This window comes from Leptothrix cholodnii SP-6, from assembly GCF_000019785.1.
Lineage (GTDB): Bacteria > Pseudomonadota > Gammaproteobacteria > Burkholderiales > Burkholderiaceae_C > Sphaerotilus > Sphaerotilus cholodnii.
On the sequence record NC_010524.1, the window covers coordinates 192,989 to 212,793 of the forward strand.

Below are 19,805 nucleotides of genomic sequence, written 5' to 3' on the forward strand. Positions count from 1 at the left end.
CATGACCGAACCGAACGCTGCGGCATCGATCCCGGCAGGCCGCCCCGTGCAGGCGCAATGCCGCTTCGACCCGGCACTGCTGCTGCAGGCGCAGGGCGTGCAGGTCGCGATCTTCGATGTCGACGGCTGCCTGACCGACGGGCGCATCTACATCGGCGCCGACGGCGAGGGCGTCAAGGCCTTCAACACGCTCGACGGCCAGGGCATCAAGCTGCTGGCCAGCGGCGGCATCACGCCGGTGGTGATCACCGGCCGCGACTCGCCGGCGGTGCGGCGGCGTTGTGCCGACCTGGGGGTCGGCCGGGCGCTGTTCGGCGTGCACGACAAGCTGGCCGCCGCTGCCGTGTTGCTGGCCGACATGGGTGCGAGCTGGCAGTCGCTCGCCGTGCTGGGCGACGACTGGCCCGACCTGCCGCTGATGACGCGCTGTGCCTTTGCCTGCGCTCCGGTCAACGCTCACGTCGAGGTGCGGTCGGTGGCCCATCACGTCACCGAGGCCCGTGGCGGCCACGGTGCGGCGCGCGAGTTCTGCGACCTGCTGCTGATGGCGGCCGGTCGTTACGCGGCGCTGCTCGACGGCCACCTCGTCACCCTCGACAGCGCGGCGACCTGACGCTGCTGCTGGCGCCTCTTCCGATGGACAACGACACCGGCCCGCTGCCGCTGCCCCTGCCGCCGCTGGTCTCGCGCTCGCCCGATGATGCGGCGAACCGGCCGTTGCCCTGGCGCGCCCGGCTGCGTGCGGGCTTGCTGAAGTACCTCTCGGTGCTGCTGATGGCGGTCGTCGCCGTGGCCACCGGCTGGCTGGTCCGGCAGACGCCGGTGATCGAGCCCGATGCCGGTGTCGCGGCGCCCACCGCCGAGCCCGATTACGAGATGCGCGGTTTTTCGATCCAGCACTACACCGCGGCCGGTCCGGCGCAGGGCGTGATCGAGGGGGACGTGGTGCGGCATTTCCCCGTCACCGATCAACTGGTGATCGACGGCGTCCGGGTGCAGTGGACGGATCCGGGCGGGCAGGCCATCCGTGCCTCGGCCGCCCGCGCCGTCGCAGAGGGCGACGGCAGCCTGGTGCGCCTGGAGGGCGGGGCGCGGGTGGTGCGGGATCCGGCACCGGGCGAGACCAGCCCGTTCGAGTTCATCAGCGACGTCCTCGTCTTCGACACCCGCAACGGCCAGGTGCGCAGCGACCGTCCGGTACGGCTGCGCCAGGGCGACAACATCTTCGATGCCGCGTCGATCATCTACGACCATCCGCAGCGCGTGGTCACGCTGGGAGGTGGCGTGCAGGGCCGCATCCTGCCCACCGAACTGAGTCGCTCGCTGCCCTGATTCATCGCCGGCTGCCCGGTTTGACTGGCCCGATGCCTGAGACGCAATTGCCCATGCCGACCGATGCGCCCCTGGTTGTCATCACCGGTGCCTCCAGCGGCATCGGCCAGGCGCTTGCCAGCGCCTATGCGCAGCGTGGCTGGCGCCTGGCCCTGGTGGCACGCCGCGCCGAGGTGATGCAGGCCTGGGTTCGTGAGCAGCAGCTCGATCCTGCGCGTGTGGCGGTCTATGGTGCCGACGTCCAGGACATCGACGCCATCGTCGACGCTGGCCAGCGTTGCCTGCTCGAATGCGGGCTGCCCGACGTCGTGATCGCCAACGCCGGCATCAGCGTCGGCATCGACACGGCCGAACGTTCCGATCTGGATGTGCTGCGCGAGATCTACGCCACCAACAACGTTGGCATGGCCGCCACCTTTCACCCGTTCATCGCTGCGATGCGGCTCGCGCGGCGTGGCACGCTGGTCGGGGTGGCGAGTGTCGGCGCCATCCGTGGCATGCCGGGTCACGGCGGCTATTGCGCCAGCAAGGCGGCGGTGGCGAGCTATTGCGAAAGCCTGCGCCTGGAGTTGCGCTCCGACGGCGTGCGTGTCGTGACCTTGCTGCCCGGCTTTGTCGACACGCCGCTCACGCGCCAGAACCCCTATCCGATGCCGTTCATGATGTCTGCCCCGGCATTCGCCGCAAGGGCGATCCGTGCGATCGACGCGGCCGATCGCTGGCGCGTCATTCCGTGGCAGATGGGCTGGGTCGCCAAGCTCCTGCGGTGCCTGCCCGATGCGATCTACGACCGGGCGATGGCCGGCCGTGCGCGCAAGAAGCGGCGAAGTGAATGAGCCTGCGTCGACATCGGCATCGCCCATGAAAAAAGGTGCCGAACCCTGAGGGTCTGGCACCTTTCTGGATCAAAGAGCGGCTTGCCAGGCAAGGCCGCCTTCAATCGGGTATCGCTCAGTAACCGCCGCCGCCGTAGCCGCCGCCACCACCGCTGCGACCACCGCCGCCACCGCTGCGGCCACCACCGCCGCCGCCGCCACCGCCGTAGGGGCTACGGAAGCCGCCACCACCGCCGCCGCCGGCACCGCCACCACCACCGTAGCCGCCACCACCACTGCGACCACCGCCGCCGCCAGCACCGCCACCACCGTAGGGGCTGCGGAAACCGCCCGGCTTGTCTTCACGAGGACGGGCCTCGTTGACGACGATGGCGCGGCCACCGATTGCCTGGCCGTTCAGGCCGTTGATCGCGGCTTGGGCTTCGGGATCCGAACCCATTTCGACGAAACCGAAGCCTTTTGAGCGACCGGTTTCACGGTCCATCATGACCTTGGCCGAGTTGACCGCACCAAATTGCGAGAACGCCTCGTTCAGATCTTCGTCACGAACGCTGTAGGCAAGGTTGCCCACGTAAAGCTTGTTGCCCATTGGAGAGCGCCTTTCAAGAAACAAGTACCGAGGTACTGGAGAACCAAGTGGCGGAGCTACAGCCAGCACTCATTCCAAGGAACAGAGAAGGCGCACGCATCCAGACACGAGCGACCATTATGCGTGACAGTCAAGCCCTGTGTGCTCGTCCGGATCGCGAAGTGTTGTAAGTGCGCCTGACAAAAAGGCCCGTTTCCTCGTGGTGCACGCGCATTTGCGGGCTTCCCCGGGGGCGATCTGGGGAAATCTGCGGCGGATGCGGCCTGCACTGCAGCCAGAATCGGCGCGATGGACCTGCTCAAACCGTTGATCGCCTTGCTTGCCATCGTCAACCCGATCGGCGTGGTGCCGTTTTTCATCCACTTCACGCGTCATCTGGACGATCGGCAGCGTCGCCACACGATCCGCGTGTCGAGCTTCACGGCGTTTGTCGTGATCTCGGTCAGCGCCCTGGCCGGCCTGCAGGTGATCGAATTCTTCGGGATCTCGCTCGCCTCCTTCCAGGTCGGTGGTGGCACCCTGCTGCTGATCAGCGCGCTGCAGATGCTCAACGCCCAGCCGGCCGAGACGCGCAAGGAGGACGTCAGCGAGGGTGAACAGAAAGCCGATGCCGGAGCCAGCATCGCCGTGGTGCCGCTGACCATTCCGCTGCTGACCGGCCCGGCGACCATCTCGACGATGGTCATCTACGCCGACCACGCTCGCCACTGGTGGCAGCTTGCCGCCCTGGTCGGCTACGGGGTGGTGGTCGGGCTGGCGACCTTCATCGCCTTTTCGGCTGCAGGGCGCATCGCGCGCCTGCTCGGACAGACCGGCATCAACGTGATGACGCGCCTGATGGGGCTGATCTTGGCCGCCCTGGCGGTGGAAATCATGGCCGAAGGGCTGACCAAGCTGTTTCCGGTGCTGGCCTCGCACCTGGCTCGCTGAACGTCGCGCTGCGACGGCTTGCCGCCGCAGCCTCGTCACGCTGGCCCATTTTCCAGATCCGACTTCTCTCATGCCCACCTTCGACTACATCATCATCGGTGCCGGAACCGCCGGCTGCCTGCTCGCCAATCGCCTGAGTGCCGATCCGCATCGGCGCGTGCTGCTGCTGGAGGCCGGCGGACGCGACGACTACCACTGGATCCACGTCCCCGTGGGCTACCTTCACTGCATCGGCAACCCGCGCACCGACTGGCTCTACCAGACCGAGGCCGATCCCGGCCTGAATGGCCGCTCCTTGCGCTATCCGCGCGGCAAGGTGCTGGGCGGCAGTTCGAGCATCAACGGCATGATCTACATGCGCGGCCAGTCGCGCGACTACGACCGCTGGGCTCAGGAGACGGGCGATGCCGGTTGGGGCTGGCAGGACTGCCTGCCCTACTTCAAGCGGCATGAAGACCACTGGCGATTCGATGCCAAACAGGCCGAACCCGTGAGCGCCGAGTTCGCAGCCGCGCATGGCGGTGGCGGCGAGTGGCGGATCGAACGCCAGCGGCTGCGCTGGGACATCCTCGACGCCTTTTCGCAGGCCGCCCAGCAGGCCGGCATCCCCGCGACCGACGACTTCAACCGCGGCGACAACGAGGGCGTCGGCTACTTCGAGGTCAATCAGCGCAAGGGGTTGCGCTGGAACACCGCCAAGGCCTTTCTGCGCCCGACCTGCTATGGCCGCCCCAACTTCGAGATGTGGACCGGCGTGCAGGTCAGCCGCCTGCTGCTGGAACCGATGCCCGACGGTCGTCAGCGCTGTGCGGGGGTCGAGGTCGTGACCCCGCACGGCATCGAGACGGTGCGGGCCAGCGGCGAGGTGCTGCTCAGCGCCGGCAGCATCGGCAGCGTGCAGGTGCTGCAACTCTCCGGCATCGGGCCGGGCGAGCTGCTGCAGGACAAGGGTGTCACGGTGCAGCACCACCTGCCGGGTGTCGGCGAGAACCTGCAGGATCATCTGCAGATCCGTTCGGTCTATCAGGTCAGCGGCACCCGCACGCTCAACACGATGGTCGACAGCTGGTGGGGCAAGGCGCGCATCGGGCTGGAATACCTGTTGCATCGCAGCGGCCCGATGAGCATGGCGCCCTCACAGCTCGGCGCGTTCACGCGTTCGGTGGCCGGCCTGCCGCACCCGAACATCGAGTACCACGTGCAACCGCTGTCGCTCGATGCCTTCGGTCAGCCCCTGCACCGCTTCAATGCCTTCACGGCCAGCGTCTGCAACCTCAACCCGACCTCGCGCGGGCACGTGCGCATCCGCTCGCCACGTCACGAAGACGCGCCGGCGATCCTTGCCAATTACCTGTCCACGGCGGCCGATCGACAGGTGGCGGCCGAGTCGCTGCGCCTGACGCGGCACATCGTCGCCCAGCCGGCACTCGCGAAGTTCAAGCCTGAAGAAATCAAGCCTGGCGTGCAGTTCCAGAGCGACGAGGACCTGGCCCGGCTCGCCGGTGACATCGCGACCACCATCTTTCACCCGATCGGCACCTGCCGGATGGGCCGCGATGACGATCCGATGTCGGTCGTCGACAGCCGGTTGCGGGTGCGTGGCGTGAGCGGCCTGCGCGTGGTGGATGCCAGCGTGATGCCCAGCATCACCAGCGGCAACACCAACTCGCCGACCCTGATGATTGCCGAGCGCGCTGCCGAGTGGATCCGCGCAAGTGCGGTTGCGTGAGGGCCCGCGGTGCCACTTCCAGCGCTTGCACCCATTCGGTGCGGGTAAGCCCTGATGTGTAGGGAGGCCGGTTCCCTATATATTTTTGCGACTCGCAACAGGTGCTCAAGCAGCATCTTGCCAGAGCGAGGTGCTGAGGAGACAGACTCACGCAAGGTTGGCAGGCGTTCGCAAATATCACTATCAGAGCGAGCCCGGCCAAGACAAATTCAGCGCCCCGAGCGCACAGGCGACAATTGAAAGGCGCCGGTTCACACCGGCGCCTTTTCTTTTTTGAAGCCTCATCCACATGGTCGATCTGCTGCTGGTGACGCTGGCCTCCGGGCTGGCCGGATTTGTCGATGCGATCGTCGGCGGCGGCGGGCTGGTGCTGGTGCCGGCGCTGTTCACGGTGTTTCCCGGCGCGCCGCCGGCGACGCTGTTCGGCACCAACAAGGCGGCGTCCGTGTGGGGGACGGCCTGGGCGGCGCGGCTCTACGCGCGCCGTGTGCAGATGAACTGGAGCACCCTCGGGCCGGCCGCGCTGGCGGCCTTCCTCGGCGCGGCCGGTGGCGCCTGGCTGGTGATGCAGGTGCCGACCACCGGGCTGCGGCGTGCCTTGCCGTTCATCCTGCTTGCTGTCCTGCTCTACACGCTCGCACGCAAGGACCTGGGTCGTGTGCATGCGCCGACGCTGAGCCGTCACGCCGAGCGCTGGATCGGCGTTGCGATCGGCGCCGTGATCGGGTTCTACGACGGGTTTTTCGGGCCCGGCACCGGCAGTTTCTTTGTCTTCCTGATGGTGCGGTGGCTCGGCTACGACTTCCTGCATGCCTCGGCCGGCGCCAAGCTGCTCAACGTGGCGACCAACGTGGCCGCGCTGTGCCTGTTCGTCGGCACCGGGCATGTCATGTGGCTGGTGGCTGCCTGCATGGCCGCTGCCAATGTGCTGGGCAGCTACTTCGGCACGCGCATGGCACTGCGCCGTGGCGCGGGTTTCGTGCGCGGTGTCTTCATCGTTGTGGTCTCGGTGCTGATCGTTCGCACCGGTTACGACGCCTGGCGCCTCTGAGGCCGCCGGATCGGTTCAGCACCGCTGATCGACACGCAACATGGCTGCTCTTTCGGCCTGCCGGGCTTCGGCGTATTCGCAGTCTGCATGTCGGGGGACTGCTGCGCATCCTGCGTGGTTCGGCGCCTCAGAAGCGGAAACGATCGCCCCGAGTCAGCGCCGTGATCGTCAGACCGATGCCGAGCGCGGCGATCTGCCCGGTCACCGCGGCCATCTCGCCGGGCTTGACATGGGTGATGGCCACCGATGTGTCCGCATCGAGCTGCGCCAGCTCTGCCGCCAGCATGCTGGGGGACAGGTGGCGACTGATTTCTGCCAGCGCGCGCTCGTCGTCGCTGAAGGCGGTCTCGATCACCAGCTGGGCGATCCGCCGTCCGCGCAGGGTCTGCCACAGGGCGGGATTGGGGCCCGTGTCGCCGGTGTAGATCCACCAGCCCGAGGTGGTCGCGACTCCGAAGCCACAAGCCGGCACGGTGTGGGAGGCCGGCAGCACCTCGATCGGCAGGTTGCACAGGCTCAGGCGTTGACCGACCTCGAGCGTGACGAGTTCGATGATCGGTCGCTCGGGCGTCGGCAGGCGCGTGAAGTCGGGCCAGATCACGTTGTTGAAGATGTGCCTGCGCAGCGCATCGATGGTGGCGGGCAGTGCGTGAACCTGGATCGGCTTGTAGTCTTCGCGAGCGAGCCGGCGCTGCATCACGCTGTCTGCCAGCAAGGGGATGCCGAGCACGTGGTCGAGATGCGAATGCGAGATCAGGATGTGGTCGATCTGTGCCAGTTCGTCCAGCGCGAGGTCCCCCACGCCGGTGCCTGCGTCGATCAGGACGCGGTCGTTCAACAGGAAAGAAGTGGTTCGGCAGTCCAGGGCGATGGAGCCCGAGCAGCCGAGAACGCGCAGGTTCATCGGAGTTCCAGATCTGTCCTCGCTGCAGGATGCGTGGCGAGGCGGCGAGAGTGTTCGCATGACCCGGTTGGTTTCTTCGTGGCCCTTGCCGCGAAGGCATCACCGCCGCAGTCCGGCGAAAGGTTGTGATGCTGCCTGCCGGGGGAGCCCAGTGCAAGTGCACCCCTGAGCACTAACGCACTGGTCTTTGCCATCGCCGACACGCACCCGGGGCAGCCGTGAACAAGGGCACGCGTCACCGGCGGGCTGATGCAGGACGCATCTGCAAGCCAGGAACCCGGGTCAGGGCTGGACGAACTGCATTTGTGTCCCGGCCAGCTCGATCACGTCGCCGTCCTTGAGGTGCACCGGGTCGCCGTGCACGGCGGCGCCATTCACGGTCGGCCGATTGACGCCTTCGACGTGTGCGAACACGTAGCCTCCGGGGCGCTTGGTGATCGATGCAACTTGAACCCCCGGCTTGCCAACGGTCGTCACGACCTTGGTCAGTGCGACTTCGCGACCCGCCGCGGCACCCGACAGCACGCGGATCGACGCCTGGGTGACCGTCGAGATCCCGAGGCTGCCGAAGTTGGACGGTGGCGGCAGATGGCCCGGCATCGTGGGCGGTGTCGGCCGAGCCGACAGGCCCGGAGGCATCTGCCCGGGCTTGAGGATCATGGTCTTTTCGTAGTCGGCGCTGTCCTCGACCAGATACTTGATCTTGTACTTGCCGATCTCGACCGTGTCGTTGTGCTGCAGCAGCTGCTTCTTGACGGCGCGACCGTTGATGTACGTGCCGTTGGTGCTGTTCTGGTCTTCGATGTAGACATCCTGCCCGACCATCTGCAGCACGGCGTGTTCGCCGCTCACTGCCAGGTTGTCGATCACGATGTCGTTATAGGGCCGTCGACCGAGCGTCGTCTTGTCCTTTGTGAGCTGGACTTCCTTGATGACAACTCCGTCTAGGGAGACGACGAGCTTAGGCATGCGTGACCTCTGTGCTTGGGGGTCTGTCTTGTCCCGGTTCCGGAGCCCTCAACGCCGGAAAGGCCACCAGGTGCGTCCTGCCGACGCTTCAGCGCGCACGGCCACCAGTATTACGGCAATGTTATCGCGTCCGCCGGCCTCATTGGCTGCCTCAACAAGCGCATGTGCGGCATCCGCCACCTGGTTGTGGCTCATCAACACCTCGGCGATGCTTTCGTCGTCGAGCATGTCGGACAGACCGTCGGAGCACATCAGGATCCAGTCGTCGGGCGAGACGCTGTGCTGATGCGTTTCGAGCAGCACGATGTCTTCCACGCCCACCGCGCGGGTGACCAGGTTCTTGTTGAGGCTCATGGCCGCCTGCTCCGGCGAGATCAGGCCTGCATCGATCTGTTCCTGCAGCAGCGAGTGGTCCCGTGTCAGCTGTACCAGTCGACCTTCGCGCCAGCGGTAGGCCCGCGAGTCGCCGATGTGACCCAGCAGCAGCCGGGCCCCTCGGAACACGGCGACGACCAGCGTCGTGCCCATGCCGGCGTACTGCGGGTTGGAGTTGGCGGCGTTGAAGATCGCCCGGTTGGCGTTGTCGACGCAGACGTCCATCGCACGGCGCGCATCCTGATCGGTGACCTCTTCGGAGGCTTCGGTCAGCCAGCGACCGAGTTCCGAGCGGATGAACGCGGTCGCCATGCCGCTGGCGACTTCGCCGGCGTTGTAGCCGCCCATGCCATCGGCCAGCACGGCCAGCGCGGCCGCATCATCGATGGCTACCGAGTCTTCGTTGTTCGCGCGGGCGCGGCCGCGATCCGTCACGGAATAGAACTCGAAGCTCACGGGCGAGGTGCTTGAACGGTCCATGGTCACGGGCGGGATTGTGCCCGCATCGCTGCAGCGTGAGAAACGTCCGGGTCCGCGGCTGGCGCGACTTCCTGCACCGATGCCGCATCTTGCGGCGCGGGATCGACAGCCGCCGCCGTGGCAGGCGCTGCGTCCGACAGCATCGGCTGATCGCTCGAGGCGTCGGTGCGGCGCTGCAGCATCGATGCGATCAGGCGCAGATCGGCGGCCACGTCCAGGCCGTCGCGGTAGCGCAGCTCCGGGCGTTTCTCGAGCAGGATGCTGACGAGGTTGGCCAGTTCCTCTGGCAAGCCCGGGCGCAGCTGCCGTGCGTCGGGCGCGTTGGTGTGGGCGATGGCATGGATCAACGAGGCCATCGACGTGCCGACGATCGGCAGGCGAGACGTCAACAGCTGGAACAGCAGCACGCCCAGCGAATACAGATCGCTGCGGCCGTCGACATTGCGTCCGGCCAGCTGCTCCGGCGACATGTATGACGGCGAGCCGAGCACCAGCCCCGTGCGCGTGCGGCTGGCGTCGTGAAGGCGGGCGATGCCGAAATCCATCACTTTGACCTGATTGCGCGGGCCGTCGATCATCACGTTGGCGGGCTTGATGTCGCGGTGGACAACTCCGTGCGCGTGCGCGTGCGCGAGCGCCGAGGCCACACGGGCGCCGATCGCCACCACGGTCGAGACCGGCATCAGGGTCTGCGCCTGCGTGTGGTTGGACAGGTCTTTGCCGTGCAGGCGCTCCATCACGATGTAGGCCAGTCCGTCGGTCTCGCCGGAGTCGATCACGCGCACGATGTCCGGATGGCGCAGCCGGCCGGCGGCCTGTATCTCGCGCTGGAAGCGGGCGTAGGCCTCGCGCAGCGCGAAGCCGCTGAACTCGCGGGCGAGCGCCAGCGTCTTGATGGCGACTTCCTGGCCGGTTTCGATCTCGTGTGCCAGGTGGACCCGGCCCATCGTGCCGCGGCCCAGTTCTCGTCCGAGCCGATAAGGCCCCAGGCGGGGCCCTTCTGGTTCACCGGACGGTGATGGCGCAGACGCCGATTCGGGCCGATCGGCCGGGGTGCTGTTCATGGCTGACGGGTTTCCAGCCATGCATCCGATGGGCCGCAGCGGCGCGCCAGCTTCAGCTGCTGTGTGCGACGCTCGCTGAGCGCGATGCCAGCCATTTCCCCCACGCAAAGACGAGGAGTGCACCGGCCACGCCGGCTGCGTAACGCACCGAGGCGCTGACCTCCGGCGTGCCTGCTGCGCCGTCGGCTGCGGCCGGAACCAGATAGGTGGCCAGTGCGGGGTCGGTGACCGCCATCGTGCCGGCAATCCAGCCCAGCAGCATGCCGCCGATGGTGATGATCATCGGGAAGCGATCCATCAGCTTGATCACCATCTGGCTGCCCCAGACGATGATCGGGATGCTCACCAGCAGGCCGAAGATCACCAGCGGCAGCGCATGGTCGCCACCGGCACTTTCGGCCGCGCCGGCGATGGCGATGACGTTGTCCAGGCTCATCACGAAGTCGGCCACGATGACCGTCTTCACCGCCGCCCACAGCTTGTCGCTGGCCTGGATGCTCCCGTGTGCATCGTCGTGATCGGGCACCAGCAGCTTGATGCCGATCCACAGCAGCAACAGGGCGCCGACGATCTTCAGGAACGGCACCTGCAACAGGGTCAGCGCGAAGAAGATCAGCACGACCCGCAGGACGATCGCGCCCGCCGTGCCCCACAGGATGCCGGCGCGGCGCTGTGCCGCAGGCAGCTTGCGGCAGGCCAGGGCGATGACGACGGCGTTGTCGCCCCCCAGCAGGATGTCGATCATGATGATCTGACCGACGGCCAGCCAGAAATCGGGCGTGAGAAACTGTTCCATGGAGATCCTGTGCAGACGCTGATAGTGCCTTGGCTTCGATCGCTGCGCTGCGCAAGACAGGGCGGATCGACGATTCGCAAGAGTGTATGAGCGTTGTTCGAGCACTTTCATGCGTAGCACCACGCACTTCCGCGTGCGTGTTCCCCGCTCGTCGAGGCGCCTGATGGGCAGCGATGTCCGCCCCATGCGCTGGATCAAGCGGCAGCAAGCTGCTTTCAGAGGGAAACCGCCTTCTCAACACCCCTGCGGAGGCAGTACCATTCGCAGCGCTCGGTGCTATCAGGAGAATGCGTGTTCATGCGGCACGCACCCGCCACCGGCACATCAACCGTCCTTGATGGAGAGATCAGACATGGCAACTGCGAAGAAAGCCGCCGCCAAGCCGGCACCGGCCGATAAGGCCGCGGCCGACAAGACGACGGTGGTCGCCCAGACCCCCGCCAAGAAGGTCACGGCGCCCAAGCCCGCGCTGAAGAAGGCGGCTGCGACCGACGTGGCTGCGAAGCGCACGCCGAACGCGGCGTTCATGAAAGCGATGACCCCTTCGGCCGCTCTGGCCGCTGTGATCGGCAACACGCCGGCACCGCGCACCGAGGTGACCAAGAAGGTCTGGGAGTACATCAAGAAGCACCAGCTTCAGGATGCAGCCAACAAGCGCATGATCAACGCCGACGCCAAATTGAAGGCCATCTTCAAGAAGGATCAGGTCTCGATGTTCGAGATGACCAAGCTCATCAGCGATCAGCTGTCCTGAGCTGGCGATCCAGGCTCGGATCCCGTCGGTGGGATCCGGGTGTTGGCAGACAACCCGGCCTCGGCCGGGTTTTCTTTTTTCTACAGGCCCAGGGCCTCGTCGACACCCAGGTGCAGGTTCATGGCCTGCACCGCTGCCCCGCTGGCGCCCTTGCCCAGGTTGTCCAGGCGCGCCATCAGCAGGGCCTGTTCACCCTGCGCGAAGACGAACAGGTCGACCCGGTTGGTGTCGTTGCAGGCCTGGATGTCGAAGAATCCGTCCTCCAGCGTGGCCGCGTCGTTGAGCGGCATCACCCGCACGAAAGCCTCGCCCTCGTAGTGGCGGCTCAAGGCGTCATGGATGCGCTGCGCGCTGGTGCCTGCGACCAGTTGATTCAGGTGCAGCGGCACCGTCACGGCCAGGCCCTTGTAGAAGTCGCCCACCACCGGCATGAACAGCGGCTTGGTGCGCAGCCCGGTGTGCGCCATCATTTCCGGGATGTGCTTGTGCGCCAGGCTCAGCGCATAAGGCCGCGGCGACTGCAGACGGGCATCGTCGCCGGCCTGGTACTGCTCGATCATCTTCTTGCCGCCACCCGAGTAGCCCGTGATCGAGGTGGCGCTGACGGCCAGTTCAGGCGCCACCAGACCGGCGTCGACCAGCGGCCGCAGCAGCAGGATGAAGGCGCTGGCGTGGCAGCCCGGGTTGGCGATGCGCTTGCCGGTGCGCAGCCGTTCGCGCTGGCCCGGCGCCAGTTCGGGCAGGCCGAAGGCCCAGCCCGGTTCGATGCGGTGCGCCGTGCTGGCGTCGATCAGGCAGGTGTCCGGATTGGTGATCAGCGCCACCGCTTCCTTGGCGGCGGCATCGGGCAGGCACAGGAAGGCCACGTCGGCGGCGTTGAGCAGGCGGGCGCGCTCGGCGCCGTCCTTGCGCAGCTCGGGGGCGATGCGCAACACCTCGATGTCGGCGCGCTGTGCCAGGTATTCGTGGATGCGCAGGCCGGTCGTGCCCTCCTGGCCGTCGACAAACACGGTATGTTTCTTGGACATCTCTGGGCTCTTTCAGGTCTCTTGGGTCGGGCGGTGATCACGTCGGGATCGCCAGCCGCAAGAATACGGCATGGCGATTTCTCCCTCCCTTTCTCCCGGTCGTGACGCGGCCGGTGCTTCTTCCGATTCACCCGAGGCGCATCGGGTCCTGATCCTGCCGGGCTGGCAGGATTCGGACGCCGACCACTGGCAAAGCCGCTGGGTCGCCCTGCACGGCTACGAGCGCGTCGAGCAGAGCGACTGGTTGTGGCCACGCCGAGGCGACTGGATGGCGCGCCTCGACGAGGTCGTGCAGTCCGACGACCGCCCGGTGGTGCTGGTGGCGCACAGTCTCGGCTGCCACCTGGTGGCCGCGTGGTCGGCGCACAGTGCCCACGCGGCGCGCGTGCAGGCGGCCTTGCTGGTGGCGCCGCCCGATACCGAGCGGCCCGACATGCCGCCCCAGTTGCACAACTGGCGTCCGATCAACCGGCGCCGCCTGCCGTTTGCATGCTGTGCCGTGATCTCGAGCGACGACCCGTACGGTTCGCATGAACGTTCGCTCGGCTTGTGCTCCGAATGGGGCGCCGAGGTCGTGGAAGCGGGGGCGCGGGGGCATCTCAATTCGGTGTCCGGCCTGGGCGATTGGCCCGAGGGCCATGCTGCGCTGCAGGATCTGATTCGGCGCGCGAGGCAGACCGGCTGAACGCGCCGCGCGATCGCCGACAATCGCCGCATGGTCACCAAGAAGCCCAAAGGTCTCGGTCGCGGTCTGGAAGCTCTGCTCGGACCGCAGGTCGGCGTCGACACCGACAGCAACGGCGGACAGCCGCAGCCGAGCGCCGTCAAGCTGGCGCAGTTGCAACCCGGGCGCTACCAGCCGCGCACCCGCATGGACGAGGGCGCGCTGTTCGAGCTGGCCGAGAGCATCAAGGCGCAGGGCGTGATGCAGCCGATCCTGGTGCGCCCCGTCGACGCCCGCGACGGCCTGCCGATGTACGAGATCATCGCCGGCGAACGGCGCAGCCGGGCCGCCCGGCTGGCCGGGCTCGACGAGGTGCCGGTGCTGGTGCGCGACGTGCCCGACCAGACCGCCGCCGCGATGGCGCTGATCGAGAACATCCAGCGCGAGGATCTCAACCCGCTCGAGGAAGCGCAGGGCGTGCAGCGCCTGATCAGCGAGTTCGGCCTGACGCACGAAGAGGCGGCGCAGGCGATCGGCCGCAGCCGCAGTGCCACCAGCAACCTGCTGCGCCTGCTCAACCTGGCCGATCCGGTGCAGCAGCTCCTGATGGCGGGTGACCTCGACATGGGTCACGCCCGTGCCCTGCTGCCGCTCGAGCGTGTGCACCAGATCACCGGCGCGCACGAGATCGTCGCGCGCAAGCTGTCGGTGCGCGAGGCCGAGAAACTGGTCTCGCGCCAGGAGAGTGCGCGGCAGGCGCCGTTACTGCGCATGAAGGCCGACAAGTCGCGCGATCTGATCCGCATCGAGGAGCAACTCGCCGACGCGCTGACTGCCGCGGTCGAGATCCGGGTGCGCAAGCGCACCAAACGCGGGGAGCAGGGCGAAATCGCGATCGCTTTCGGTTCGCTGGACGAACTCAACGGCTTGCTCGACAAGCTGGGCCTGAGCGAACGCTGAGCGAAACTCCCCTCGCCGAACCCCGGGTCGCGCCATCGGCAGGCCTTTCCATGTTGACCTTCGGCCGTTGCGCACGCATGCTGTGACGGAGGTTGCGAACCGGTGGCCGCTGTCGCACAGTCGGCTCGTGACGGGCACAGGGCTTGCAATGTCAACCAAGGTCAACAGCCGGCCGTGTAGCAAGTGAAGAATTCCGCAGCGAGCCACCGGGCGTTCATAAAAGGCGAGCAAGCTGCGGGTTCTTCAGCAGGCGAAACACCTCAAGTTGAACGAAGCTGACACCATCGGGTCAGACGAAAGAGATCGCGTTAGACGTCGGCAGAGCGACGGAAAGCTCTGATGAAGCCTCGCACCGCTCAACACGAAGGCGGCGTACGGACTTCATCAGATCTTCCCTGGTGCAGCGGCACTGATCATGCCTCTGCATCCCCTGACTCCCAGGAGGCCTGCATGGACGTGATCAGCAACTTCGCCGCTCGCTACGAGCGCACCAAAGAAGAGGAACTCACGCTGGAGGAGTACCTTGCCGAGTGCAAGCGCAACCCTCTGGCATACGCCACGGCCCCCGAGCGCATGCTCAAGGCCATCGGTGAGCCGCAGATGGTCGACACCCGCAACGACCCGCGGCTGTCGCGCATCTTTGCCAACAAGGTCATCAAGATCTACCCGGCCTTCGCCGAGTTCTACGGCATGGAAGAGGCCATCGAGCAGGTGGTCAGCTACTTCCGCCATGCCGCTCAGGGCCTGGAGGAAAAGAAGCAGATCCTGTATCTGCTGGGCCCGGTCGGGGGTGGCAAGAGCTCGATCGCCGAGCGCCTGAAACTGCTGATGCAGGAGGTGCCGTTCTACGCCGTCAAGGGCTCGCCGGTGAACGAGTCGCCGCTCGGGCTGTTCGACAACGACGAAGACGGACCGGTGCTCGAGAAGGAATACGGCATCCCGCGGCGCTACCTCACGCGGATCATGAGCCCGTGGGCGGTCAAGCGGCTGGAGGAATACGGCGGCGACATCCGGCGCTTCAAGGTGGTCCGGCGCTACCCGAGCATCCTCAAGCAGGTCGGCATTTCCAAGACCGAGCCGGGTGACGAGAACAACCAGGACATCAGCTCGCTGGTCGGCAAGGTCGACATCCGCAAGCTCGAGACCTACGCGCAGGACGACCCGGACGCCTACAGCTACTCCGGCGGCCTGTGCCTGGCCAACCAGGGCCTGCTCGAGTTCGTCGAGATGTTCAAGGCGCCGATCAAGGTGCTGCACCCGCTGCTGACGGCCACGCAGGAGTCCAACTTCAAGGGCACCGAAGGCTTCGGCGCGATCCCGTTCGACGGCATCGTGCTGGCGCACAGCAACGAGAGCGAGTGGAAGGCGTTCCGCAACAACAAGAACAACGAGGCCTTCCTCGACCGGATCTACATCGTCAAGGTGCCGTACTGCCTGCGCGTGAGCGAGGAAGTGAAGATCTACGAGAAGCTGCTCAAGGGCAGCTCGCTGGCCGGCGCCACCTGCGCACCGGGCACGCTGAAGATGATGAGCCAGTTCGCCATCCTGACCCGCCTGAAGGAGCCCGAGAACTCGAGCCTCTACAGCAAGATGATGGTCTACGACGGCGAGAACCTGAAGGACACCGACCCGCGCGCCAAGAGCTACCAGGAGTACCGCGACTACGCCGGCGTCGACGAGGGCATGAGCGGCATCAGCACGCGTTTCGCCTACAAGATCATCTCCAAGGTCTTCAACTTCGACAGCCAGGAGATCGCCGCCAACCCGGTGCACCTGATGTACGTGCTGGAGCAGCAGATCGAGCGTGAGCAGTTCCCGGCCGAGCTCGAGCAGAAGTACGTCGCCTACATCAAGGAGCTGCTGGCGCCGCGTTACGCCGAGTTCATCGGCAAGGAGATCCAGACCGCCTACCTGGAGAGCTACAGCGAATACGGCCAGAACATCTTCGACCGCTACGTCACCTACGCCGACTACTGGATCCAGGACCAGGAATACCGCGACACCGACACCGGCGAGGTGTTCGACCGCGGCTCGCTGAACGGTGAACTCGAGAAGATCGAGAAGCCCGCCGGCATCGCCAACCCGAAGGACTTCCGCAACGAGATCGTCAACTTCGTGCTGCGTGCCCGGGCCAACAACCAGGGCAAGAATCCGGTCTGGACCAGCTACGAGAAGCTGCGCGTGGTGATCGAGAAGAAGATGTTCTCCAACACCGAGGAACTGCTGCCCGTCATCAGCTTCAACGCCAAGGCCAGCGCAGACGAGGCCAAGAAGCACGAGGACTTCGTCAACCGCATGGTCAACAAGGGCTACACCGGCAAGCAGGTGCGGCTGCTGTGCGAGTGGTATCTGCGGGTGCGCAAGTCCAGCTGAAGCCGAGACAGATCAAGGGCAAACATGCAGCAGATCATCGACCGCCGATTGGCCGGCAAGAACAAGTCGATCGGCAACCGCGAACGCTTTCTGCGCCGCTACAAGGGGCAGATACGGGAGGCCGTGCGCCGGTCGATCGATGGTCGCGGCATCCGCGATCTCGAGCGTGGCGAGGAGATCCGCATCCCGAAGAAGGATGTCTCCGAGCCGGTGTTCCACCACGGCTCGGGCGGCAAGCGCGAGATGGTGCATCCGGGCAACCAGGAATACCTGGCCGGTGACCGCATCAAGCGTCCGCCCGGCGGTGGCGGGGGCGGCAAGGGCGGCGGGCAGGCCAGCGATTCGGGCGAGGGCGATGACGATTTCGTCTTCAGCCTGAGCAAGGAAGAGTTCATGCAGGTCTTTTTCGAAGACCTGGCGCTGCCGCACCTGATCCGCACCCAGCTGGCCGAAACGCCCGAATGGAAGAGCCACCGCGCCGGTTACGTGAGCGCCGGCAACCCGAGCAACCTGCACGTCGTGCGCTCGATGCGCGGGGCGCTCGGACGGCGCATCGCGCTGGGCATGGAGAGCCGCCGCGAACTGCGTCGACTCGAGGCCTTGCTGGTCGAGCTGAAACGCGATCTGAAGCCGGGCGATGCGGTGGCGCTGCAGCTGATCGCCGACACCGAGGCGAGCATCTCGGCCCTGCGTCACCGGCTCGGCGCGATCCCGTTTCTCGATCCGCTCGACCTGCGCTTTCGCAACCGCGTGCGGGTGCCGGTGCCCACCAGCAAGGCGGTGATGTTCTGCCTGATGGACGTGTCGGGTTCGATGGACGAGGGGCGCAAGGAGCTGTCCAAGCGCTTCTTCATCCTGCTGTACCTGTTCCTGACGCGGCACTACGAGAAGATCGACATCGTCTTCATCCGCCACCACACCCAGGCCCAGGAGGTCGACGAGCAGGGTTTCTTCCACTCCACCGAGACCGGTGGCACGGTGGTGTCGAGCGCGCTGGTGCTGATGGAGGAGATCATCCGCGCCCGCTACCCGAGTGACCAGTGGAACATCTACGGCGCGCAGGCCAGCGACGGCGACAACTGGCACCACGACAGCGGCCGCTGCCGCGAGCTGCTCGAGCAGAAGATCCTGCCGCTGTGCCGCTACTACGCCTACGTGCAGGTGGCCGAGCCCGAACAGAACCTGTGGGAAGAGTATTGCCGGCTGGCCGAGGCCTCCGGCCCGCACTTCGCGATGCGCAAGGTGACCGAGGCCGGGCAGATCTATCCGGTTTTCCGTGACCTGTTCAAGAAGGAAGGCGCCAGCGCATGAGCGCGGTGCCGACCTTCGCAGACCCAGGAGTCCGCTGATGAACACCGAGACCTTGATTGCGGCCCCTGAGGCGCCCCTGCGCGGCGCCGCGATGCGCACGCCGTTGCGTCAGCCGCTGCCCCTGTTGCAGCGCCCGAGCGAGCCGCTGCCGGCGCCCAGCGACTGGAGCTTCGAGCTGATCGAGCGCTACCACACGGTCATCCGCCAGACCGCCGAACGCTTCGGCCTCGACACCTATCCGAACCAGCTGGAGATCATCACCGCCGAGCAGATGATGGACGCCTACGCCAGCGTCGGCATGCCGGTCAACTACCGCCACTGGAGCTACGGCAAGGAGTTCATCTCGACCGAGAAGAACTACAAGCGCGGCGCGATGGGCCTGGCCTACGAGATCGTCATCAACTCCAACCCCTGCATCAGCTACCTGATGGAGGAGAACACGATGGCGATGCAGGCGCTGGTGATCGCCCACGCCGCCTACGGCCACAACAGTTTCTTCAAGGGTAACTACCTGTTCCGGATGTGGACCGACGCGTCGTCGATCATCGACTACCTCGTCTACGCCAAGAACTACGTCGCCGACTGCGAGGAGCGCCACGGCATGGACGCGGTCGAGAGTTTCCTCGACAGCTGCCACGCGCTGATGAACCACGGTGTCGACCGCTACCGGCGGCCGAGCAAGAAGTCGCTGGCGCAGGAACTGGCCGACCGCAAGGACCGCGAGGCCTACGCCCAGCAGCAGGTCAACGACCTCTGGCGCACCCTGCCGCGGCGCACCGACAAGGCCGAGGAGGCCCAGGAGGCGCGCCGTTTCCCGAGCGAGCCGCAGGAGAATCTGCTCTATTTCATCGAGAAGAACGCGCCGCTGCTCGAGCCCTGGCAGCGCGAGATCGTGCGCATCGTTCGCAAGGTGGCGCAGTACTTCTACCCGCAGCGCCAGAGCCAGGTCATGAACGAGGGCTGGGCCACCTTCTGGCACCACAAGATCCTCAACACCATGTACGACGACGGCTACCTGACCGACGGCGTGATGATCGAATGGCTCAAGTCGCACACCAACGTGGTCTACCAGCCGCGCGTGGGTGACAAGGGCTACAGCGGGATCAACCCCTACGCGCTCGGTTTCGCGATGTACACCGACATCAAGCGCGTCTGCGAGAACCCGACCGCCGAAGACCGCGAGTGGTTCCCCGACATCGCCGGCTCCGACTGGCTGCCCACGCTCGACCACGCGATGCGCAACTACAAGGACGAGAGCTTCATCGGCCAGTTCCTGAGCCCCAAGCTGATGCGCGACCTGCGCCTGTTCGCGATCGTCGACGACGACAAGAAGAGCGAGATCGAGGTGGCGGCGATCCACGACGACGCCGGCTACCGCCGCGTGCGCGAGGCACTGTCGCACCAGTACGACCTGGGCCAGCGCGAGCCCAACATCCAGGTCTGGAACGTCAACCTGCGCGGCGACCGCTCGCTGACGCTGCGCCACTTCCAGCACAACGACCGCCCGCTCGCCGACGGTGCGCAGGAGGTGCTGAAACACGTGGCGCGGCTGTGGGGCTTTGCCGTGCACCTGGAAAGCGTCAACGGCGCCGGCGACATCGCCAAGCGCTGGACGGTGCCGGCACCGGCTCACTGAGCCGCGCGATCCCCGATCTGAACG

Annotated in this window: 19 protein-coding genes; 12 read left to right on the forward strand and 7 right to left on the reverse strand. The window is 66.3% G+C overall.

The annotated features are described in order from the left end of the window. The first annotated feature begins 1 nt into the window (after position 1). From LCHO_RS00915 to LCHO_RS00925, 3 genes are read left to right on the forward strand one after another with little or no spacing between them, the layout of a single operon-like run. Positions 2-613, forward strand: coding sequence for a KdsC family phosphatase (locus tag LCHO_RS00915; protein WP_012345220.1), 612 nt, complete (start codon positions 2-4; stop codon positions 611-613). Positions 614-636: 23 nt separating this feature from the next. Next, positions 637-1,332 (forward strand): LPS export ABC transporter periplasmic protein LptC, encoded by a 696-nt coding sequence (lptC, locus tag LCHO_RS00920; RefSeq protein WP_012345221.1) that lies wholly within the window; start codon positions 637-639, stop codon positions 1,330-1,332. A gap of 53 nt (positions 1,333-1,385) precedes the next feature. Next, a complete protein-coding gene (locus LCHO_RS00925) occupies positions 1,386-2,168 on the forward strand; it encodes an SDR family oxidoreductase (RefSeq protein ID WP_043703686.1) in 783 nt (260 codons plus the stop codon). A gap of 115 nt (positions 2,169-2,283) precedes the next feature. Here LCHO_RS00925 and LCHO_RS24080 read toward each other — a convergent pair whose 3' ends face one another. Beyond that, positions 2,284-2,757, reverse strand: coding sequence for an RNA recognition motif domain-containing protein (locus LCHO_RS24080; protein ID WP_012345223.1), 474 nt, complete (start codon positions 2,755-2,757; stop codon positions 2,284-2,286). Between the two features lie 288 nt (positions 2,758-3,045). On the opposite strand from LCHO_RS24080, the gene LCHO_RS00935 reads away from it, so the two are divergent. The 3 genes from LCHO_RS00935 (at position 3,046) to LCHO_RS00945 (ending at position 6,467) form a co-directional block, all read left to right on the forward strand. After that, a complete protein-coding gene (locus LCHO_RS00935; protein ID WP_012345224.1) occupies positions 3,046-3,687 on the forward strand; it encodes a MarC family protein in 642 nt (213 codons plus the stop codon). A 70-nt stretch (positions 3,688-3,757) separates the two neighbouring features. Further along, the gene (locus LCHO_RS00940) at positions 3,758-5,416 is read left to right on the forward strand and encodes a GMC family oxidoreductase (protein ID WP_012345225.1); all 1,659 of its coding nucleotides are present in this window, start codon (positions 3,758-3,760) and stop codon (positions 5,414-5,416) included. A 289-nt stretch (positions 5,417-5,705) separates the two neighbouring features. Next, the gene (locus LCHO_RS00945) at positions 5,706-6,467 is read left to right on the forward strand and encodes a sulfite exporter TauE/SafE family protein (RefSeq protein WP_012345226.1); all 762 of its coding nucleotides are present in this window, start codon (positions 5,706-5,708) and stop codon (positions 6,465-6,467) included. Between the two features lie 127 nt (positions 6,468-6,594). Here LCHO_RS00945 and LCHO_RS00950 read toward each other — a convergent pair whose 3' ends face one another. The 5 genes from LCHO_RS00950 to LCHO_RS00970 form a co-directional block, all read right to left on the reverse strand. Further along, complete coding sequence (locus LCHO_RS00950; RefSeq protein WP_012345227.1) at positions 6,595-7,371, reverse strand: MBL fold metallo-hydrolase; 777 nt, start codon at positions 7,369-7,371, stop codon at positions 6,595-6,597. 282 nt (positions 7,372-7,653) lie between these two features. Further along, entirely contained in the window at positions 7,654-8,340 is a 687-nt protein-coding gene (locus LCHO_RS00955; protein ID WP_012345228.1) for an FHA domain-containing protein, read from the reverse strand. Between the two features lie 48 nt (positions 8,341-8,388). Continuing rightward, on the reverse strand, positions 8,389-9,171 hold the full coding sequence (locus tag LCHO_RS00960) for a Stp1/IreP family PP2C-type Ser/Thr phosphatase (RefSeq protein ID WP_043704666.1): 783 nt from the start codon (positions 9,169-9,171) through the stop codon (positions 8,389-8,391). Between the two features lie 26 nt (positions 9,172-9,197). Beyond that, positions 9,198-10,280 carry a protein kinase domain-containing protein gene (locus LCHO_RS00965; RefSeq protein WP_150105394.1) on the reverse strand — a complete coding sequence of 361 codons (1,083 nt, stop codon included), beginning with the start codon at positions 10,278-10,280 and terminating at the stop codon, positions 9,198-9,200. 31 nt (positions 10,281-10,311) lie between these two features. Next, entirely contained in the window at positions 10,312-11,055 is a 744-nt protein-coding gene (locus LCHO_RS00970) for a TerC family protein (protein ID WP_012345231.1), read from the reverse strand. A gap of 352 nt (positions 11,056-11,407) precedes the next feature. Between LCHO_RS00970 and LCHO_RS00975 the strand changes: the two genes are divergently transcribed. Next, positions 11,408-11,809 carry an SWIB/MDM2 domain-containing protein gene (locus tag LCHO_RS00975; RefSeq protein WP_012345232.1) on the forward strand — a complete coding sequence of 134 codons (402 nt, stop codon included), beginning with the start codon at positions 11,408-11,410 and terminating at the stop codon, positions 11,807-11,809. 80 nt (positions 11,810-11,889) lie between these two features. Here the strand turns inward: LCHO_RS00975 and argC are convergent, their stop codons facing one another. Next, positions 11,890-12,837, reverse strand: coding sequence for an N-acetyl-gamma-glutamyl-phosphate reductase (argC, locus tag LCHO_RS00980; RefSeq protein ID WP_012345233.1), 948 nt, complete (start codon positions 12,835-12,837; stop codon positions 11,890-11,892). A gap of 70 nt (positions 12,838-12,907) precedes the next feature. Between argC and LCHO_RS00985 the strand changes: the two genes are divergently transcribed. The 5 genes from LCHO_RS00985 (at position 12,908) to LCHO_RS01005 (ending at position 19,781) form a co-directional block, all read left to right on the forward strand. Beyond that, positions 12,908-13,522, forward strand: coding sequence for an RBBP9/YdeN family alpha/beta hydrolase (locus LCHO_RS00985; protein WP_012345234.1), 615 nt, complete (start codon positions 12,908-12,910; stop codon positions 13,520-13,522). A 30-nt stretch (positions 13,523-13,552) separates the two neighbouring features. Next, positions 13,553-14,461: a ParB/RepB/Spo0J family partition protein gene (locus tag LCHO_RS00990; protein ID WP_012345235.1), complete on the forward strand. Its 909-nt coding sequence runs from the start codon at positions 13,553-13,555 to the stop codon at positions 14,459-14,461. 450 nt (positions 14,462-14,911) lie between these two features. Continuing rightward, entirely contained in the window at positions 14,912-16,834 is a 1,923-nt protein-coding gene (locus LCHO_RS00995; protein ID WP_012345236.1) for a PrkA family serine protein kinase, read from the forward strand. A 24-nt stretch (positions 16,835-16,858) separates the two neighbouring features. Continuing rightward, on the forward strand, positions 16,859-18,145 hold the full coding sequence (locus tag LCHO_RS01000; protein ID WP_012345237.1) for a YeaH/YhbH family protein: 1,287 nt from the start codon (positions 16,859-16,861) through the stop codon (positions 18,143-18,145). Positions 18,146-18,182: 37 nt separating this feature from the next. Continuing rightward, positions 18,183-19,781, forward strand: coding sequence for a SpoVR family protein (locus LCHO_RS01005; protein ID WP_012345238.1), 1,599 nt, complete (start codon positions 18,183-18,185; stop codon positions 19,779-19,781). Positions 19,782-19,805 lie beyond the last annotated feature (24 nt).

Bases quoted from the DNA above. Each gene is read 5' to 3' on its own strand.
- LCHO_RS00915 (WP_012345220.1), top strand. From the start codon at position 2: ATGACCGAACCGAACGCTGCGGCATCGATCCCGGCAGGCCGCCCCGTG.
- lptC (WP_012345221.1), top strand. From the start codon at position 637: ATGGACAACGACACCGGCCCGCTGCCGCTGCCCCTGCCGCCGCTGGTC.
- LCHO_RS00925 (WP_043703686.1), top strand. From the start codon at position 1,386: ATGCCGACCGATGCGCCCCTGGTTGTCATCACCGGTGCCTCCAGCGGC.
- LCHO_RS24080 (WP_012345223.1), bottom strand. From the start codon at position 2,757: ATGGGCAACAAGCTTTACGTGGGCAACCTTGCCTACAGCGTTCGTGAC.
- LCHO_RS00935 (WP_012345224.1), top strand. From the start codon at position 3,046: ATGGACCTGCTCAAACCGTTGATCGCCTTGCTTGCCATCGTCAACCCG.
- LCHO_RS00940 (WP_012345225.1), top strand. From the start codon at position 3,758: ATGCCCACCTTCGACTACATCATCATCGGTGCCGGAACCGCCGGCTGC.
- LCHO_RS00945 (WP_012345226.1), top strand. From the start codon at position 5,706: ATGGTCGATCTGCTGCTGGTGACGCTGGCCTCCGGGCTGGCCGGATTT.
- LCHO_RS00950 (WP_012345227.1), bottom strand. From the start codon at position 7,371: ATGAACCTGCGCGTTCTCGGCTGCTCGGGCTCCATCGCCCTGGACTGC.
- LCHO_RS00955 (WP_012345228.1), bottom strand. From the start codon at position 8,340: ATGCCTAAGCTCGTCGTCTCCCTAGACGGAGTTGTCATCAAGGAAGTC.
- LCHO_RS00965 (WP_150105394.1), bottom strand. From the start codon at position 10,280: ATGGCTGGAAACCCGTCAGCCATGAACAGCACCCCGGCCGATCGGCCC.
- LCHO_RS00970 (WP_012345231.1), bottom strand. From the start codon at position 11,055: ATGGAACAGTTTCTCACGCCCGATTTCTGGCTGGCCGTCGGTCAGATC.
- LCHO_RS00975 (WP_012345232.1), top strand. From the start codon at position 11,408: ATGGCAACTGCGAAGAAAGCCGCCGCCAAGCCGGCACCGGCCGATAAG.
- argC (WP_012345233.1), bottom strand. From the start codon at position 12,837: ATGTCCAAGAAACATACCGTGTTTGTCGACGGCCAGGAGGGCACGACC.
- LCHO_RS00985 (WP_012345234.1), top strand. From the start codon at position 12,908: ATGGCGATTTCTCCCTCCCTTTCTCCCGGTCGTGACGCGGCCGGTGCT.
- LCHO_RS00990 (WP_012345235.1), top strand. From the start codon at position 13,553: ATGGTCACCAAGAAGCCCAAAGGTCTCGGTCGCGGTCTGGAAGCTCTG.
- LCHO_RS00995 (WP_012345236.1), top strand. From the start codon at position 14,912: ATGGACGTGATCAGCAACTTCGCCGCTCGCTACGAGCGCACCAAAGAA.
- LCHO_RS01000 (WP_012345237.1), top strand. From the start codon at position 16,859: ATGCAGCAGATCATCGACCGCCGATTGGCCGGCAAGAACAAGTCGATC.
- LCHO_RS01005 (WP_012345238.1), top strand. From the start codon at position 18,183: ATGAACACCGAGACCTTGATTGCGGCCCCTGAGGCGCCCCTGCGCGGC.